At 70.9% G+C, this 16,011-nt stretch carries 12 protein-coding genes and 2 pseudogenes; 8 read left to right on the plus strand and 6 right to left on the minus strand.

Annotated elements, in window-relative coordinates:
* Positions 1–4: 4 nt before the first annotated feature.
* Positions 5–895 (plus strand): carbonic anhydrase, encoded by an 891-nt coding sequence (locus tag CES90_RS20565; RefSeq protein WP_189785534.1) that lies wholly within the window; start codon positions 5–7, stop codon positions 893–895.
* A 304-nt stretch (positions 896–1,199) separates the two neighbouring features.
* Complete coding sequence (locus CES90_RS20570; protein WP_189785535.1) at positions 1,200–2,618, plus strand: Tat pathway signal sequence domain protein; 1,419 nt, start codon at positions 1,200–1,202, stop codon at positions 2,616–2,618.
* A 7-nt stretch (positions 2,619–2,625) separates the two neighbouring features.
* On the opposite strand, the gene CES90_RS49725 is transcribed toward CES90_RS20570, so the two are convergent.
* Positions 2,626–2,862 (minus strand): DUF6000 family protein, encoded by a 237-nt coding sequence (locus tag CES90_RS49725; RefSeq protein WP_308437892.1) that lies wholly within the window; start codon positions 2,860–2,862, stop codon positions 2,626–2,628.
* Positions 2,863–3,240: 378 nt separating this feature from the next.
* Between CES90_RS49725 and CES90_RS20575 the strand changes: the two genes are divergently transcribed.
* Together CES90_RS20575 and CES90_RS20580 are read left to right on the plus strand one after the other, a co-directional pair.
* A complete protein-coding gene (locus tag CES90_RS20575; protein ID WP_189785536.1) occupies positions 3,241–4,413 on the plus strand; it encodes an RNA-guided endonuclease InsQ/TnpB family protein in 1,173 nt (390 codons plus the stop codon).
* 147 nt (positions 4,414–4,560) lie between these two features.
* On the plus strand, positions 4,561–5,424 hold the full coding sequence (locus CES90_RS20580) for an IS5 family transposase (RefSeq protein WP_229914120.1): 864 nt from the start codon (positions 4,561–4,563) through the stop codon (positions 5,422–5,424).
* A gap of 75 nt (positions 5,425–5,499) precedes the next feature.
* Here CES90_RS20580 and CES90_RS20585 read toward each other — a convergent pair whose 3' ends face one another.
* On the minus strand, positions 5,500–6,246 hold the full coding sequence (locus CES90_RS20585; RefSeq protein ID WP_189785537.1) for a phosphotransferase family protein: 747 nt from the start codon (positions 6,244–6,246) through the stop codon (positions 5,500–5,502).
* Between the two features lie 118 nt (positions 6,247–6,364).
* The gene (locus tag CES90_RS49730) at positions 6,365–6,841 is read right to left on the minus strand and encodes a DUF6000 family protein (protein ID WP_189785538.1); all 477 of its coding nucleotides are present in this window, start codon (positions 6,839–6,841) and stop codon (positions 6,365–6,367) included.
* A gap of 166 nt (positions 6,842–7,007) precedes the next feature.
* Here CES90_RS49730 and CES90_RS20595 point away from each other — a divergent pair, with 166 nt between their 5' ends.
* Both CES90_RS20595 and CES90_RS20600 read left to right on the plus strand, forming a co-directional pair.
* Complete coding sequence (locus tag CES90_RS20595; protein ID WP_189785539.1) at positions 7,008–7,916, plus strand: glycosyltransferase family 2 protein; 909 nt, start codon at positions 7,008–7,010, stop codon at positions 7,914–7,916.
* Between the two features lie 316 nt (positions 7,917–8,232).
* A complete protein-coding gene (locus CES90_RS20600) occupies positions 8,233–11,319 on the plus strand; it encodes an AfsR/SARP family transcriptional regulator (RefSeq protein ID WP_189785540.1) in 3,087 nt (1,028 codons plus the stop codon).
* A 19-nt stretch (positions 11,320–11,338) separates the two neighbouring features.
* On the opposite strand, the gene CES90_RS20605 is transcribed toward CES90_RS20600, so the two are convergent.
* Both CES90_RS20605 and CES90_RS20610 read right to left on the minus strand, forming a co-directional pair.
* Entirely contained in the window at positions 11,339–13,039 is a 1,701-nt protein-coding gene (locus CES90_RS20605; RefSeq protein WP_189785541.1) for a bifunctional 3'-5' exonuclease/DNA polymerase, read from the minus strand.
* 100 nt (positions 13,040–13,139) lie between these two features.
* Positions 13,140–13,556 (minus strand): hypothetical protein, encoded by a 417-nt coding sequence (locus CES90_RS20610; RefSeq protein WP_189785629.1) that lies wholly within the window; start codon positions 13,554–13,556, stop codon positions 13,140–13,142.
* 351 nt (positions 13,557–13,907) lie between these two features.
* Between CES90_RS20610 and CES90_RS20615 the strand changes: the two genes are divergently transcribed.
* Positions 13,908–15,395 carry an alginate lyase family protein gene (locus CES90_RS20615; RefSeq protein WP_308437889.1) on the plus strand — a complete coding sequence of 496 codons (1,488 nt, stop codon included), beginning with the start codon at positions 13,908–13,910 and terminating at the stop codon, positions 15,393–15,395.
* A gap of 234 nt (positions 15,396–15,629) precedes the next feature.
* Here the strand turns inward: CES90_RS20615 and CES90_RS20620 are convergent.
* A pseudogene (locus tag CES90_RS20620) lies at positions 15,630–15,836 on the minus strand (GP88 family protein); the annotation flags it as partial.
* 48 nt (positions 15,837–15,884) lie between these two features.
* Between CES90_RS20620 and CES90_RS52000 the strand changes: the two are divergent.
* Positions 15,885–16,004, plus strand: a pseudogene (locus CES90_RS52000) (transposase); the annotation flags it as partial.
* Positions 16,005–16,011 lie beyond the last annotated feature (7 nt).

Consider the following 16,011-nt stretch of genomic DNA (forward strand, 5'->3'; position numbering starts at 1 on the left):
AAGCATGTCTGCCCGAGTCATACGCATGGCCGCGACAGCCGGCGTCGCCGCCCTCACCGTCCTGACGGTCACGTCCTGCGGCAACAGCGACAGTAGTACGGAGCCGAAGGCCAAGACGAACGCGTCCGCGTCATCCCAGGCCGACGGGAAGACCGACGGCAAGGCCGGAGAGGAGAAGGGGACGGAGAAGGAAGAGGGCGTCCACTGGGGTTACGACGGTGCCGACGGACCCGCGAACTGGGCGACCCTCGCCGAGGACTTCGAGGCGTGCGAGGCCGGGAAGGAGCAGTCCCCGATCGACCTGGACGACGACAAGGCCGTCGACGCGCCGGTGAACAAGGCCGTCACCATCGACTACCAGCCCGTCACCGCCGAACTGGTGAACAACGGCCACACCGTCCAGGCCAACGTCTTGGCCGGCAGCAGGATCGTCATCGACGGCACCTCGTACGACCTCAAGCAGTTCCACTTCCATCTCCCGAGTGAGCACACCGAGGACGGCGAGCACTCGGAGATGGAGGTGCACTTCGTGCACGCCGACAAGGCCGGCGCGCTCGCCGTCGTGGGCGTGCTGATGGACGACGATGACGACGCCAAGTCGGGCAAGTCCGCCTTCGCCGACCTGTTCGCGAAACTGCCGGCCGAGGAAGGCGCCACCGAGAAGATCACCAAGGCCTTCGACCTCACCGCGTTCCTGCCCGGCGACCGCGACCAGTACCAGTACGACGGCTCCCTGACGACCCCGTCCTGCGCCGAGGGCGTCAAGTGGACCGTGCTGAAGGAGGAGGTCCTGGTCTCAGCGGACGAGGTCGCCGCGTACAAGGAGCTGTTCCCCAAGAGCAACCGGCCGACGCAGCCGGTGAACGACCGCGAGGTCAGTGTCGTGGAGGACTGACCTCGCGTCTCCGGGATCGGGGTACCGGGTCCGCGTCGCGGAGTCCGTGCGCCGGGGCCCCTGGATCCCGGACGGCGTCCCGCGCACCGACAGAGTGCGCGGGACGTCCGCGTCTCCCCATCCTCTCCTTTTCCGTGCCTGCCCCCTTCCGCCCGTTCCTCCCCTCTCCCATCCGTTCCTCTCCTCTCCCATCCGCACCAGTCCTCTTCAATCTGCTTGAGTGTCACGGGCGTTGACCCACCCTGTGAGCACCAGCACAATGAGCGCGCATCCGCGTGAGAGCGCTCTCACACTAGGGAGACCCATGACCGGCAGGACCGTCAGACAAGGCCCGGAGCTCAGCCGCCGCACGCTTCTCGGCACCGGCCTCGGCGTCGCGACCGCGCTCACCGCCCTCGGCTCAGGCCCGGCCCACGCGGCGGCGCCCCGAGCGGCCGGGGCCTCCGCCCGGCGTCGCGGGCAGGCTTTCCTCGCCGCCGCCATGGACGCCTACCCGGACCACGGCGACATCCGCCTCACCCAGAGCTACACCGACCAGGCGGGCCTGTTCAGCACGGCGTTCACGTACGACAACGCGCTGGCGATCCTCGCCCACCTCGCCGTACGGACGGCGGACGGGCAGGCCAGGGCCGTGGCGCTCGGGGACGCGCTGATCTACGCCCAGGAGCACGACCCGGCGTACGACGACGGCCGGCTGCGCCAGGGGTACAACGTCGGGCCGTATGTCTTCTTCGACGGGGTGCCGCAGCCGGACGGGTTCGTGCGGGCGGACGGGACGGCCAACGTCGGCACCCAGTTCGGCTTCACGGGTACGGCGGTCGGGGACATGGCCTGGGCGGGGATCGCGCTGAGCGCGCTGGCCCGGCGGACCGGGGCCCGGCGCTTCCTCACGGCGGCGGTGCGGATCGGGGAGTGGATCGAGCGGACCGGCCGCACGGACGAGCCCCTCGGCGGCTACAAGTTCGGCGTCAACGGGGCGAACGAGAAGCTGCCGTTCACCTCGACCGAGCACAACACCGACCTGATCTGCCTGTTCGGACGGCTCGCCCGGCTCACCGGGGACCGGGTGTGGTGGGAGCGGCGCGCGCGGGCGGAGGCCTTCGTGAAGGGCATGTGGGAGCCGGCCGGGGACTCGGCCCAGGGCGCCTCGGGAGGCTTCTTCTACACGGGCACCAACGATGGGGTGACCATCAACAAGTACCCCGTTCCCGAGGACACCCAGACCTGGACGCACCTCGCCCTCGACTCGAACCGTTACTGCAGGTCCTTGGACTGGGCGGCCACCGAACTGGCCGTCCTGGACCACGCCGAGCGGCGCAACAGCACGGTGCCGGCCGGGCAGTCGTACGAGGGTGTCACCTTCAGCTCGGCCAGTCTCGTCGCGAACGAGGACGCGCCGATCGCCGAGTTCCAGCCGAAGCCGAACCGCAACGGCGTGTGGTTCGAGGGCACCGCCCACCTCGCGCTCGCCCTGCGCGACCGGGGCGTACGCGGCGACGAGGCGCACGCCCGGCGCCTCCTCGACTCCATCGAACGCGCCCAGGACCTCCTCGGCACCGGCCAGACCGTGGGCGGCCGCACCCTGCCCGAACGCTGCGGCGTCGTCTCCGCCACCAGCCCCCTCGACACCGGCTTCGGCTTCGGCTACTACCCGTACCGGCACACCGGCGCGACGGCCTGGTACCTGATGGCGGCGGTACGGGCGAACCCGCTACGGGCCTGACAGCGCCTCACTCCGGCAGCGACCAGCCGTCGGCGAAGTCGCACAGTTCGTCCATGACGGCCTGCTCCTGGGCCGGTGAGTACGAGGGGTAGCCCTTGCGTACGACGCCGTCCACCCAGCGGTCGAAGAGGCCGCCGGGTTCCGTGAAGGGCGCCGCGTGGGCCGTACCGAGGAGGCTGTCGAGGCGCAGGAGGGCACCCAGGGCGACGGGCGTAGTGGAGGTCGGTGCGGGGCAGGTAGCGATTCAGCATGTTCTTGCGAGGAACCCCGGGCGTTCACGACTCCGTTGAGGAAAGGACAGGGGGGACATCACAGCTCGCCCATCGGCCAGAAGTGGACCACGCGACCTGCGAGTTCGCGAGTGGAGGTGATCCTCCGGCCGCCGGTTCGTCCCTTTCCCAACGGAGTCGTTCACGCCCGGGCGGAATCGCATCTGGTGGTGGCGGTGCGGAGCACCGCGGAATCGGGCCGGAGGCGACAGGGCCGCGAAGCGGCCAGGTGACTTCCCGGCGGAGCCGGGCCGTGCCTGGCTCTGTGGCCGGGGATGGGGGCTGGTCGCTCGTTCGGGTGAGGGGAGCGGAACACACGGTGGCCGCTCGTACGGGTGTGTACGTTCATGGTCATGAAGCTGGTGGTGCGGGTCAAACTCCTGCCGACGCCCGTGCAGGCGGCGGCACTTGAGGCGACCCTGCATGCCTGCAACGAGGCCGCCACCTGGGCCGCCCACGTCGCCTTCGAGGAGAAGGCGGCCAAACCCCTGGCCCTGCGCAAGCACACCTATCAGCAGATCAAGACCCGGTGGAATCTGGGTGCGCAGGCCGCCCAGCACGCGATCAAGAAGACCTGCGACGCCTACACCACGCTGCGCGCCAACCTCCGTAACGGAAACTACGGCAAGCCCGGCTCCAAGCGGTACGAGAGGGCGGCCGGCAAGCCGGTCACCTTCCGCGCGGACGCCGCGCAGCCTTATGACGACCGGATGCTGTCCTGGCAGCACAAGCAGCGCACGGTGTCGATCTGGACCACGGCCGGGCGGATGAAGAACGTCGCGTTCACCGGCGAGCCAGGGCAGCTGGCGGTGGTGGCCGCGCACCGCAAAGGTGAGTCCGATCTGCTGTGCCGGGGCGAGCAGTGGTATCTGCTGGTGACCTGCGACATCGCCGAGGCCGAGGGGAACGCACACCCGGTGGGGTTCGTCGGGGTGGACCTGGGCATCGTCAACATCGCCACCACCTCCACCGGCAAGCGGTACAGCGGACGCCGCCTGAACCGGCGCCGTGAAGCAGACCGGGAGCTGCGCACCAAGCTGCAGCAGCAGAACACCAAGTCCGCCAAGCGGCGGGCGAGGAAGCACACGGGCAAGGAGAAACGCCGGGCCCGCGACATCAACCACAAGATCAGCAAGCGCATCGTGGTGGAGGCTCAACGCACCGGTCGCGGAATCGCCCTGGAAGACCTGACGGGCATCCGCGAACGGGCACGGCTGAGAAAGCCCCAGCGCGTCACGCTGCACTCCTGGTCGTTTCACCAGCTCGACGCGTTCATCGCCTACAAGGCGAAACGCGCCGGGGTCCCGGTGGTGTACGTAGATCCGGCGTACACCAGCCGGGAATGCTCCCGCTGTCACCACATCGAGAAGGCCAACCGGCCCTCCCAGGCCGTGTTCGTCTGCCGGTCGTGCGGCTTCGCTGAGCACGCCGACCGTAACGCGTCCCACAACATCAGCCACCGCGGCTGGTACGCGTGGGTCCGCGGGGCCGAGTCACAGGCCTTTGCCCTCACCCTCATCGCCTGACCGGCGACACCATCGAGTGTGAGAGCTGGACGCAGCCGGGACCACCGAAGCCATCGGTGAACCCGAGCAGCAAGCCCGTGGCTTTACGACTCCTAACAAAATGAGGCTTGTGGACCTTCAGGAATGACGTGGTGTCAGTTCTCGTTGATGCTGGCCGAAGGGGGGTGCGAGCCAGTCGAGACGAGGGAGACCGCTGCCAGACCTTGGGAGATCGACGACGAGTTGTGGGCGCGGATCGAGCCGTTGCTGCCGGTCGTCCCGCGTAATCCGCGGCGTCCAGGTCGTAAGCGTCTGGATAGTCGCAGGGTGCTGTGCGGGATCCTGTTTGTGCTGTACACCGGGATCCGCTGGGAGTTTCTGCCCCAGGAGCTGGGCTTCGGCTCGGGGATGACCTGCTGGCGACGGCTGCGGGACTGGAACGAAGCCGGGGTCTGGCAGAACCTGCACGAGCTGCTGCTCTCCGAGCTGCGGGCCGCAGACCTGCTGGACTTCTCCCGCGCAGCGGTCGACTCCAGCCACATCCGCGCGATGAAGGGCGGGCCGGCCACCGGTCCGTCCCCGGTGGACCGGGGCAAGGCCGGCAGCAAGCACCACCTGATCGTCGAGGCGCACGGCATCCCGCTCGCGGCAATCACCACCGGCGGCAACCGCAACGACGTCACCCAACTGATCCCGCTGATCCAGGCCGTCCCACTGATCCGCGGCAAGCGCGGCCAGCCGCGGCGCCGCCCCAAGCACCTGTACGCCGACCGCGGCTATGACCACGAGGTCTACCGAGACAAGGTCCGCCGGTTCCAGATCACCCCGCACATCGCCCGGCGCGGCACCGGGCACGGCTCCGGCCTGGGCGTGTACCGCTGGGTCGTGGAAGGAGCGATCGCGCTACTGCACTGGTTCCGCCGCCTGCGCATCCGCTGGGAGATACGCGACGACATCCACCACGCGTTCGTCACCCTCGGCTGCGCCGTCATCTGCTGGCGACGACTGCGCACCGCACTTTGTCGAAAGTAAGGGCGGGCGATCGCCCCAGAGGATGGCCTGCTCGATGCGTCGGAACGCATTCGTAGCAGTCGGGCCCGCGCAGCCTCACATCTGGGATCTCAGCACGTCGACCTCACAGCCCGGCGCGAACGGGTCGAAGCCGTGCTCGATCAGCCAGCGAACTGCCAGCAGGCTTCGCAACGACCACCACGCGTGGATCACGTCGAGGTCGATGTCGGTGCCATAGCCGGCGATGACGTCGTCGAGGTGCTCCTCGTGTCCGAGCGTGAAGGTGGCGAGGTCGTACAGGGCATCACCCTGGCCCGCTTCTGACCAGTCGATGATGCCCGTGACCTCGTCGCCGTCGACGAAGACGTGCGCGATCTGCAGGTCGCCGTGCGTGAACGCCGCAGTCCACGGCCGGAGCGCGGCCTCGGCGACCTGGCGGTTGCGGGTGACCAGGTCAGCGGGCAGGACGCCGTTCATCATGAGCAACTCGCACTCGTCGTCGAGTTCCGCCGCCAGCGCGACGATGCTCCGGCCGGCCCCACCGGGTCGGGGCGGCAGTGGCGCGTCGTGCAGCTTCCGGATGGCGGCGCCCGCCGCGGCCCACGCCGCCGGCGACCCGGTCGATGGCCCGCCGAGGCGCCCAAGCGTCGTCCCCGGGAGTGCCGCCATCGCGAGCACGGACGGCTTACACCACAGGACCTCCGGGGTCGGGACCGGCGCCAGGGCCATCGCCTCGACCTCGACATCGATGCGCGCCTGATCGGCGTCCACCTTCAGGAACACGTCGCCGACGCGCAGAGTCGCGCGCTCAGAATGGGCGACAACGACTTTGACCTCATCCATGGGCGACCAGTATCCCGGGGATGACCGCCGACGTCGCCAGGTTTATCGCGTGCGACTACGCAGCTGACCGCGTCCCGATACCCAGCGGCCTCGTGCACGACACCGACCTCTGACCAGGTCAAGTCCACCCACTTTTGTTAGGACCCCTTAGCGACGGGTAGTTGACGTAGGCGGTGAGGATCTCGGCGTCCTCGTCGGTCCCGAAACGGGCCAGGGCGAAGCAGTAGCCCAGGCCCGCGTACACCACCTCGCTGTCGAGCAGCAGTTCGCCGATCCGGGTCCGGTGCGAGGTCCGCCGGGACACGCCGATCAGCCAGGCGGCCGTGAGGCGGGGCCGCCAGCCGACGGAGAGCAGGATGTCCAGGTCGGCGTCCGTGATCGACGAGGCGTCGACGAGCAGAGGGCGCAGGAAGCGCCTGCGGGTGGCCCCCTCGAATCGGCGGTAACGGCCGCTCAGCAACTCGCCGTAGCGGCCGATGCTCCGTCGTTCGGCGCGGGGGAGGACGTAGCGCCGTACGGCCTGCCAGTACGCGGCCTCCTCCTCCGGGGTCCCGAGCAGCCCACTCGACGTGTGCGGTTCTCTCCGGGCGGTCATGGCGAAAGCGTAGATCCCGGCGAGCGCAGTTCCCGGCTGGCCCAGTTCCCGGCCGGCGCAGTCCCCGGCCGGGCGAATCGCCGTCCCCAGCGGCGTACTTGAAGAGTCCTTAAGTAGTCCTTGACATGAACGACTAGCATCCCCGCCGTAACCGGTCGTGGATGGGGTGGGTGTCGTGCTGGAGGCGGGTCCTCGGGTCGCTGTCGCCGTGGTGACCATGGGCAACCGGCCCGCCGAGGTGGACGCGCTGCTCACCTCCGTGGCCAAGCAGGACGTGGCGCCCGAGCGGATCGTGATCGTGGGCAACGGCTGCCCGCTGCCCGAGTTCGCGGAACGGCTCGGTCTGCCCGGCGAGGTCACGACCGTCGAGGTGGACGAGAACCTCGGCTGCCCCGGCGGCCGCAACGTGGCCATCGAGCGGCTGCGGGAGTTCGGGGACATCGACGTCGTCGTCGAGCTGGACGACGACGGCCTGCTCGTCGATCCCGATGTGCTGCGCCGGGTACGGGAGCTGTACGCCGCCGACCCCCGGCTCGGGATCGTCGGGTTCCGCATCGCCGACGAACACGGCGAGACCCAGCGGCGGCACGTGCCCAGGGTCGGCGCCAAGGACCCGATGCGGGGCGGCCCGGTCACCGGCTTCCTCGGCGGCGGACACGCCCTCTCCATGGCCATGCTCGCCGAAACGGGCGACTGGGCCGCCGAGTTCTTCTTCGCGCACGAGGAGACCGACCTCGCGTGGCGGGCCGTCGACGCCGGATGGACCGTGCTCTACGCGCCCGAACTCCTCCTCCAGCACCCGAAGACCTCACCCGCCCGCCACGCCATCTACTACCGCGTCAACGCCCGCAACCGCGTCTGGCTCGCCCGCCGCCGGCTTCCGCTGCCCCTCATCCCCGTACACCTGGGGGTATGGGTGCTCATCACCCTGCTGCGGAACCGGTCGACGGGCGGACTGCGGGCGTGGTTCGGCGGCTTCATGGAGGGCTGGCGCGAGTCGGGCGGCGAGCGCCGGCCCATGCGCTGGCGCACGGTATGGCGACTCGCACGGCTGGGCCGACCGCCGATCCTCTGATCCTCTGATCCTCTGAACCTCTGAGTCGACAGAGACTTCTCCCCTGCACACGAGTGCCCCGGTCGTTCACCTCCACCGACCGGGGCACAGCGCTTTGTGCGGTTTCCGGATCCGGCAGCGGCGGCGGCACTCCCCCGAGCTACGCGTAGTACGCGTGCGCCGTCGGCGCCGGATCCGATGAAGTGATCACATCAGGTCCCGCCAACGGATCGCTAACATGAGCCCAACGGTTCCACGGGGAGCCGTACGGGAGGCGGCGGCAAGTCGCCGCGGGGCGGGCCCGGTTCGACGGTGCGGGAAGGCAGCGGCGGGTTCTATGCGGGACGGGCTGCGGTTCGGACTGCTGGGTCCGCCGGTTCTGTACGGCGCGGATGCCGAGGCCGACAGCGCCGGCGTACGCCCGGTCGGCAGCGGCAAGATGCGAGCCCTGTTCGTCGCGCTGCTGCTCGAACCCGGGCGGGTCGTCTCGGTGGACGCCCTGAAGGACGTGCTGTGGGACGCGGAACCGCCCCCGTCCGCACACGCCTCCCTGCAGAACCATGTCACCCGGCTGCGCCGCCTGTTGGACGACCCCGAGCGGCTGCGCGCGGTACCCCCGGGCTATCTGCTCCGGGTCGACGAGGGCGAGTTGGACGTCCGCGTCTTCGAGGCGCACGCCGTGGCCGCGCACGCCGCGCACGCCGCGCGGGACTGGGCGCGGACGGTACACGAGTCCACCGCCGCGCTCGCCCTGTGGCGGGGAACGCCGCTGAGCGGCCTGCCGGTGGCCGACTTCGGCGCCCAGGCGTTCGTACAACGCCTGGAGGAGGCACGCCTGCTCCTCCTGGAACGGCGCTACGACGCCGAACTCCACCTCGCACAGGGCCCTGAGGGAACCGACACCCTCGCCGCCCTCGCCCCCGAACTCGCCGCCCTCGTCGCCGAGCACCCGCTGCGCGAGGCCTTCCACCGGCTGCTGATGCTCACCCTCCACCGCACGGGCCGCCAGGCGGAGGCCCTGGCGGTACACCGCGACCTACGGGCCCGCCTCCTGGACGAACTGGGCGTGGAACCGGGCCAGGCGGTGAGAGAAGCGCACCTGGCGATTCTCCGGGAGCAAGGGGCGCAGGGAGATCAACCGGAGACGCTCGACGACGCGCCGCCCGTAGATCCACCCCGCCCGGCCCAACTACCTCCTCCGCCTGCCCATTTCACCGGGCGTGAGGACGTGCTGTCACAACTGCGCCGTGCGCTGGGAGTCAACGACGACCTCGCCAACTCAGGGGCGCGGGGCAGCAATGAACCTGCGGCTACCGCCGCGCGGGCGCGACAAGCCACCAACAACCCGCACCCGCCGACCAACAGCACCCCCCGAGCTCTCAGGCACCCAAACACCACGGTCGTACTGAGCGGCATGCCCGGCGTAGGCAAAAGCGCCCTCGCGCTCCACCTCGCCCACGAACTCGCCGACCACTTCCCGGACGGTCAGCTGTACATCAACCTGCACGGCGCCACCCCGGGCATGACCCCCCTCACCCCCGTCCAAGCCCTCGCCTCGCTCCTGCGAGACCTCGGCACGGACCCCCGCCGCATCCCCGAACATCCCGACGCGGCAGCCGCCCTGCTCCGCTCGACCCTCGCACCGACCCGCACCCTGCTGGTCCTGGACGACGCCGCACACGCCGCCCAGGTCCGCCCCCTGCTCCCGGCCGGCGCCGGCTGCGTGGTGATCGTGACGAGCCGTTCGCCGCTCACCGCGCTGGACGGCGCCCACCGCTTCCCGCTCGCCCCGCTGTCGGACGACGAGAGCGCGGCGCTGCTGCGGGCCGCGTCGGGGAGGGCGGCCGGGCTCGACGCCGCGCACCCGCTCGTCGACCTCACCGGCCGCCTCCCGCTCGCCCTGCGCGTGGTCGCGGCCCGTCTCGCCGCCCGCCGGGCACTCACCCCCGACGCCCTGGCCGGTCAACTGGCCGCCACGGAAGGCCGGTTGCGCCATCTCGAATACGACGACCTGAGCGTCCGCCGTTCCCTCGCCGTCGCCCACGACGCCCTGCGCGCCTCCGGCCGCGACACCGACCGCGACGCGGCCGAGGCCCTGCGCCTCATCGGCGCCCTCGACCTGCCCGCGTACGGCGCCCCCCTCCTCGCCCGCCTGGCCGGCACCGACGAGCCCCGCGCCGAGGCCGCGCTCGACCGCCTCGTCGACGTGGCCCTGCTGGAGGAGTCGACGTACGGCCGCTACGAACCCCACGACCTCGTACGCGACTTCGCCCGCGAACTCGCCGACACGGCCGGACCGGCCGAGGCCGCGGAGGCCGTCGAACAAGCCCTGCGCTGGTACGCCGAGCGCGCCCGCCAGAGCCTGCTGGTGCTGCTCCCCCCGGGCTACGAACGCGACGAACGACTCGGCACGACCACCATGGCGGAGCCGGTGACCCTGGACGCCCCCTTCGCCACAGCCGAGGAGGCCTTCGCCTGGGGCGACCGCGAACTCCCCGGCATCGTCGCCCTGGTGGACCGCTGCGCCCGCGCGGACAGCGCGGCGGCGGCCCACGTCCCCGCCCTCGTCCGGCACCTCTTCCCGTATCTGCACCGTGGCGGCCGGCTCGCCGAGCTGGACGTCCTCGGGCGGATCGCCCTGGAGGTCGCGCGGTCGCTGGGCGACGACGAGGCGGAGGCGTTCGCGCTGACCGACCGGGCCGGGCTGCACTTCATGTCCGGCCGGACCTCGGAGGCGCTCGACCTCAACGACCAGGGCCTGACGCTGTGGCGGAAGCTCGGGGTCGTGTCCTGCGTCCGGCGGTGTCTGAACAACCGGGGGCTCGTACTGGAGAGCCTCGGCCGGTACGAGGAGTGCGAGGAGACACTGCGGCAGAGCCTGGAGCTGTCCCGGCAACTCGGCGACCCGTACGGCGAGGCGGTGACCTTCAGCCACCTCGGCAACCTGTACAAGCACACCGACGCGCGGGCCGCCATCGCCCACCACGAACGGAGCCTGGCCCTCGGCGAGGTCGCCGACAGCGTCGTCGTACGGCACACCGCGCACTGCAACATCGGCTACGCCCACCTCCGACTCGGCGAACCGGCCGCCGCCGTACGCAGCTTCGAAAAGAGCCTGCGGGTCCTCGGCGACGACGAGGACTGGCAGGGCGAGGCCCAGACCCGGCTCGGCCTCGTACGTGCCCTGCGGGAGCTGGGCCACACCGACCGCGCGGACCGCGACTGCTCGATCCTCCTCGACCTCGCCGAACGCCGCGCCGACCAGTACGTGGCCGGCCTCGCCCGCCACCAGCGGGGCCTGCTGCTGGGGGCACGGGGCCGGACAGAGGAGGCGCGCCGCGAATGGACACGCGCACTGACGGTCCTGGACGGCACGGACTCGGCGGTAGCGGGGGAGCTGCGGAAACTACTGGCCGACCACTGAACGAAGATGCTCACGTCGGTCATTTCGCATCCGCGTAACACTCCACCACCGCCGTGGTGAACGGAAACCGCACCGGCGTCTCCCCGAACGTCAGCCGTCCCGACAGCTCCGACGCCTCCCGGATGGCCGCGACCACCGCCTCCGCCTCCTCCCGCGGACAGTGCACGATCACCTCGTCGTGCTGGAAGAAGACCAGCTCGGCGGCCATGTCGGCGAGGGCGCGGCGGAGGGCGGCGAGGAGCAGCAGGGTCCAGTCGGCGGCGCTGCCCTGGACGACGAAGTTACGGGCGAAGCGGCCGCGGGCGCGGGAGTTGGCGGAGGCATAGCCGGGGGTCCAGTCCTGTGTGTCCTGTGCGGCGGGGGAGTCGGCCGGTTCCTCCTGCGGAATGCCCGCTTCCTCCGCCGGGTCCGCCGTCCTCCCGACGGCCGGTGGGCACGTACGCCCCAGCCAGGTCCGTACGAGCCGCCCCTCCTCGCCCGCGCGGGCGGCGTCGTCGACGTACGCGACGGCCTTCGGGAACCGGCGGCGCAGCGCGGCGAGGTTCTTCAGCCCGTCGCCGGAGGTCTGCCCATAGACGGCGCCGAGCACGGCGAGCTTCGCCTGCGCCCGGTCACCGGCGAAGGCCCGGTCGGAGACGGCCTGGTAGAGGTCGCTGCCGCGCCCGGCGACCTCCATGAGCCCCGGGTCGCGGGAGATGGCCGCAAGCACCCGGGGCTCCATCTGGTCGGCGTCGGCGACGACGAGCCGCCAGCCGGGGTCGGCCACGGCGGCCCGCCGGATCACTTTCGGAATCTGCAGCGCGCCCCCGCCATTGGTCACCCACCTCCCCGTGACGGTCCCCCCGGACAGGAACTCGGGCCGGAAGCGCCCGTCCCGCACCCAGTCCTGCAGCCAGGACCACCCATGGGCGACCCAGATCCGATACAGCCGCTTGTACTCGAGAAGCGGCCGCACAGCGGGGTGATCGACGCTCTCGATCTCCCACCTCCGGGTGGACCGCACCTTGATCCCCGCCTGACCGAACGCCTTGACGACATCGGCGGGCAGATCGGGCCGCACCCGCCGCCCGAAGGCCTGGGACACCTCGTCCGCGAGCTCGGCCAGCCGCCTGGGTTCCCCACCGCCCGCGTACCGCTCCCCGAGGAGCTCCTGCAGCACCTCCCGGTGCACATCGGCCCGCCACGGCATCCCCGCCCGGTTCATCTCGGCGGCGACGAGGGTGCCCGCGGACTCGGCGGCGGTCAGCAGCCGCATACGGTCCGGGCGGGCCGTCGCGTCGTGCCGCCGCTGCTGCTCCGCGTACACGTCGAGGAGGTCGGTCAGGGGCACGTGGATGGGGCGCGGCTCGAACAGCGACGCCTGCGAGCCCGGCTCGGCGGACCGCTGCGGCGGATCCGGCGGTACGGGGATGTTGCGCAGCCTCGCCACTGCGGCCGCCGCCGACCGGGGCTCCCCGAGCCGCCCCTCGTGCCCCAGCAACAACGTCTCCGCGACCTCGACGTCATAACACCGCTCCACTCGCACCCCCGCGGCGAGCAGACGCGGATACACCTCGGCGGTGGCCCCCCAAACCCACCGCGTGACCTCGGGCCGACTCCGCACGGCCGCGATCGGATCCGCCTCCCGCCGCACCGGCCCGGCGGGCAGCCCGCCATCGCCGAGGGGTACGACATCCACCCCACCCTCCTCAGCGGGCGCGAGAGCCCAACGGTCGCTCATGAGGGGAGTGTGCCAGGAGGGTCTGACAACGCCCTTTCCTCGCCCCCGCACTACCCGTCCCTTCCCTGAGGGCTGCCGCCCCCAGACCCCCACTGGGGGCCTATGGGGTGGCTGGGGTGCGTTTGTCCGTGACGGTTGTTTTCGGTTGCTCGCGCAGTTCCCCGCGCCCCTGGGCCGGTGGTCTGGTCCGGCTGGCGAATCGAGCCCGCAGGTGCCGTTTGGCAGTTCCGTCTCGGCGACACGCCGTGAAGCGAGGCGTGCCGCTGGACCAGATGAGACAAAACTGCCAAATGCCGAGTGCCTGTCGGCTCAGTTCAGCTGCCGCAGCCTCCGCCCCCATACCGAGCTGGATGGACTCGGTGGCGTCGGCCAGGCAGGTCACCGGCCCGCCCTGTTCGTCGCCGATCAGGAAGCAGGGCTTGCCCTCGGCGCCGGACCAGGGCAACAAGCGCGCCTCACGCGGCGGTTCCGGTACGGCCGCCTCCTCGACCCCCATCAGGCCGCCGGCGTTGTTCATGGGTGGTGACTTGAGGCCGTACGGCGATGGTGGCGGGGTCCCGTCGAACTGCCACGATCACCGGCCTCCGGTGCCACGAGGGGGTTCGAGTCCCCCTGCACGCGCCGTGCGTCTTGCTTGCCTGCCATCCCGGTGCGCTCCGCCCGTAGCGGCCGGAGGACGGGCCGCCCCCGAAGTGTGGACGTGGCCGAAGTGGCGACCACCTGCCTTTCAGCGGTGGCGACCACCTGCCTTTCAGCGGTGGCGACCACCTGCCTTTCAGCGGTGGCGCCCACCTTTTTGTTATCGCCCGCTCCGTATCACGTCTCCCCTACGCAGGCACTGTCCCCACGAGAGCCGAGGAACGAAGCAGTGACACATCGGATCAGCCGACGCAGCATGCTCAAGGCCGCTGGAGCGGCGACCGGCGCGGTCGCCATCGGTATCGGCACGGGCGTGGCCGCCTCCCCCGCGACGGCGGCGAGCACGTCCTTCGCACACCCCGGGATGCTCCACACCCGGGCCGATCTCGAGCGCATGGCCGCCAAGGTGAAGGCGGGCGCCGCCCCCTACACGGCGGGTTTCGCCAAGCTCACCGCCGGCCGCCACTCGCAGAGCGCATGGCGGCCCAACCCGCAGGCGACCGTGGCCCGGGGAGGGAGCGACGTCCAGAACTACGGGGCCCTCTACAACGACGTCCACGCCGCCTACCAGAACGCGCTGCGCTGGAAGATCACCGGCGACACCGCACACGCCGACACCGCGCGGGACATCTGCAACGCCTGGTCGGGGACGCTGAAGGGCATCGGCGGAGGCTCCGAAGTCGTGCTTCTGGCGGGCATCTACGGGTACCAGTTCGCCAACGTCGGCGAGCTCATGCGCGGCTACCCCGGCTTCGACCTGGCCCGTTTCCAGGACATGATGGTCAAGCACTTCTATCCGATGAACCGCCACATGATGTACCGCAAGACCAATTGCATCGGCCACTACTGGGCGAACTGGGACCTGTGCACCATGGCCTCGACCATGGCCATCGGGATCCTCTGCGACGACCGGGCCAAGTTCGACGAGGTGGTGGACTACTTCTACAACGGCGAAGGCAACGGCGCGCTGGACAAGGCGATCCCCTACGTCTACAACGACGTGGGCCTGGCCCAGTGGCAGGAGAGCGGGCGCGACCAGGGCCACACCCTGATGGGCATCGGCCTGATGGGCACCATCTGCGAGATGGCCTGGAACCAGGGCGTCGACCTCTACGGCGCGGACGACTCCAGGTTCCGCAAGGCATGCGAGTACGTCGCCCGGTACAACCTCGGCCACGAGGTGCCCTACACCGCCTACACCTGGAAAAACGGCGTGCACTGCGTGGAAACGGTGCAGAACGCCATCTCCGAAGGCGGCCGTGGCGGTGGGCGCCCGGTCTGGGCGCGGGTCTACAACCACTACGCCAACAGGCGCGGCATGGCCATGCCGAACACCCGCGAGATGTTGGCCCGCAGCGGGCCCGAGGGAGGCGGCGGCCACTACGGCCCGAACAGCGGCGGATTCGACGAACTCGGCTTCGGCACACTGGCGTTCACCCGGGACAAGGCCACTGCGGCCGAGGCGGCGGCCTCACCGTCTCCGCCGAAGTCGCCGGCCGCCAAGTCCGGTACCTCCGGAACATCCGGTTCGTCCAAGTCCTCGGCCGGGCAGTCCTCCGGGGACGTCGGCGCCCAGGGCGGAAAGAGCGACAAGGACCTGGCCGCCACCGGTGCCTCGGACCTCGCTCTGTGGACGGCCGCGACCGGCGTCACCGCGGTCGCCGGCGGCCTCCTGCTGCTCCGCCGCCGCGGCCAGACCCGCCGCGACGCGGAGTGACAACCGCGGACCGGTGCCGGCTGCTCGGCCGTCACCGGTCGGCTGTCACGAACAACTCCTCCAGTGGGGCGGGCGGTTGAACATGCCTCCTGCCCCCGCCTGTTGTCGTCCGCCGAATCGCGCTGCCCTTTTTCTCGCTCACACAGAAGGCCTCGGGGCGTCGCGGCATGGGGAACACGGCGGGCCCGCCCTGGTCGGGTGACGGCGCAGGGCGGGCTCTGGGGCGGGTCGGCGTCAGCGGGAGGTGCGGGCCTTGGACCGCCGGCGGCTGCGTCGGGCGGTGGCCTCGGCGTGCTGTTGCCGCTGCAGATCGCCGCATGATGCGGTCAGGTCCTTGCGGTAGCGGTTGGCGGTCCTGCCGACGCGGGGCGGGCCGTGTACGGCCAAGAGGTCGGAGGCGGCCTGCGAGGAGTGTCCGGCCGCCTCCAGGTCGGCAAGGGACTGTCCTCCGCTGCCGCACTGCCGCGGTTTCGGCACCGCTGGGCGGCCGTGGCGGGCCTGCGGATCTGGCGGTTCCGCACCGGCAGCCCTTGGCGGGACATGCCGGCCGAGCGCGGTGCCTGGCAGGCCGTTTACCACCGGTTTTTGCAGTGGCGGGATGCGGGCGTCTTCGAGT

Source organism: Streptomyces capitiformicae (genome assembly GCF_002214185.1).
Taxonomy (GTDB): Bacteria; Actinomycetota; Actinomycetes; order Streptomycetales; family Streptomycetaceae; genus Streptomyces; species Streptomyces capitiformicae.

What these genes read in the sequence shown, in the direction of transcription:
- CES90_RS20565 (WP_189785534.1), top strand. Translation starts at nt 5, where the DNA reads ATGTCTGCCCGAGTCATACGCATGGCCGCGACAGCCGGCGTCGCCGCC.
- CES90_RS20570 (WP_189785535.1), top strand. Translation starts at nt 1,200, where the DNA reads ATGACCGGCAGGACCGTCAGACAAGGCCCGGAGCTCAGCCGCCGCACG.
- CES90_RS20575 (WP_189785536.1), top strand. Translation starts at nt 3,241, where the DNA reads ATGAAGCTGGTGGTGCGGGTCAAACTCCTGCCGACGCCCGTGCAGGCG.
- CES90_RS20580 (WP_229914120.1), top strand. Translation starts at nt 4,561, where the DNA reads ATGCTGGCCGAAGGGGGGTGCGAGCCAGTCGAGACGAGGGAGACCGCT.
- CES90_RS20585 (WP_189785537.1), bottom strand. Translation starts at nt 6,246, where the DNA reads ATGGATGAGGTCAAAGTCGTTGTCGCCCATTCTGAGCGCGCGACTCTG.
- CES90_RS49730 (WP_189785538.1), bottom strand. Translation starts at nt 6,841, where the DNA reads ATGACCGCCCGGAGAGAACCGCACACGTCGAGTGGGCTGCTCGGGACC.
- CES90_RS20600 (WP_189785540.1), top strand. Translation starts at nt 8,233, where the DNA reads ATGCGGGACGGGCTGCGGTTCGGACTGCTGGGTCCGCCGGTTCTGTAC.
- CES90_RS20605 (WP_189785541.1), bottom strand. Translation starts at nt 13,039, where the DNA reads ATGAGCGACCGTTGGGCTCTCGCGCCCGCTGAGGAGGGTGGGGTGGAT.
- CES90_RS20610 (WP_189785629.1), bottom strand. Translation starts at nt 13,556, where the DNA reads ATGAACAACGCCGGCGGCCTGATGGGGGTCGAGGAGGCGGCCGTACCG.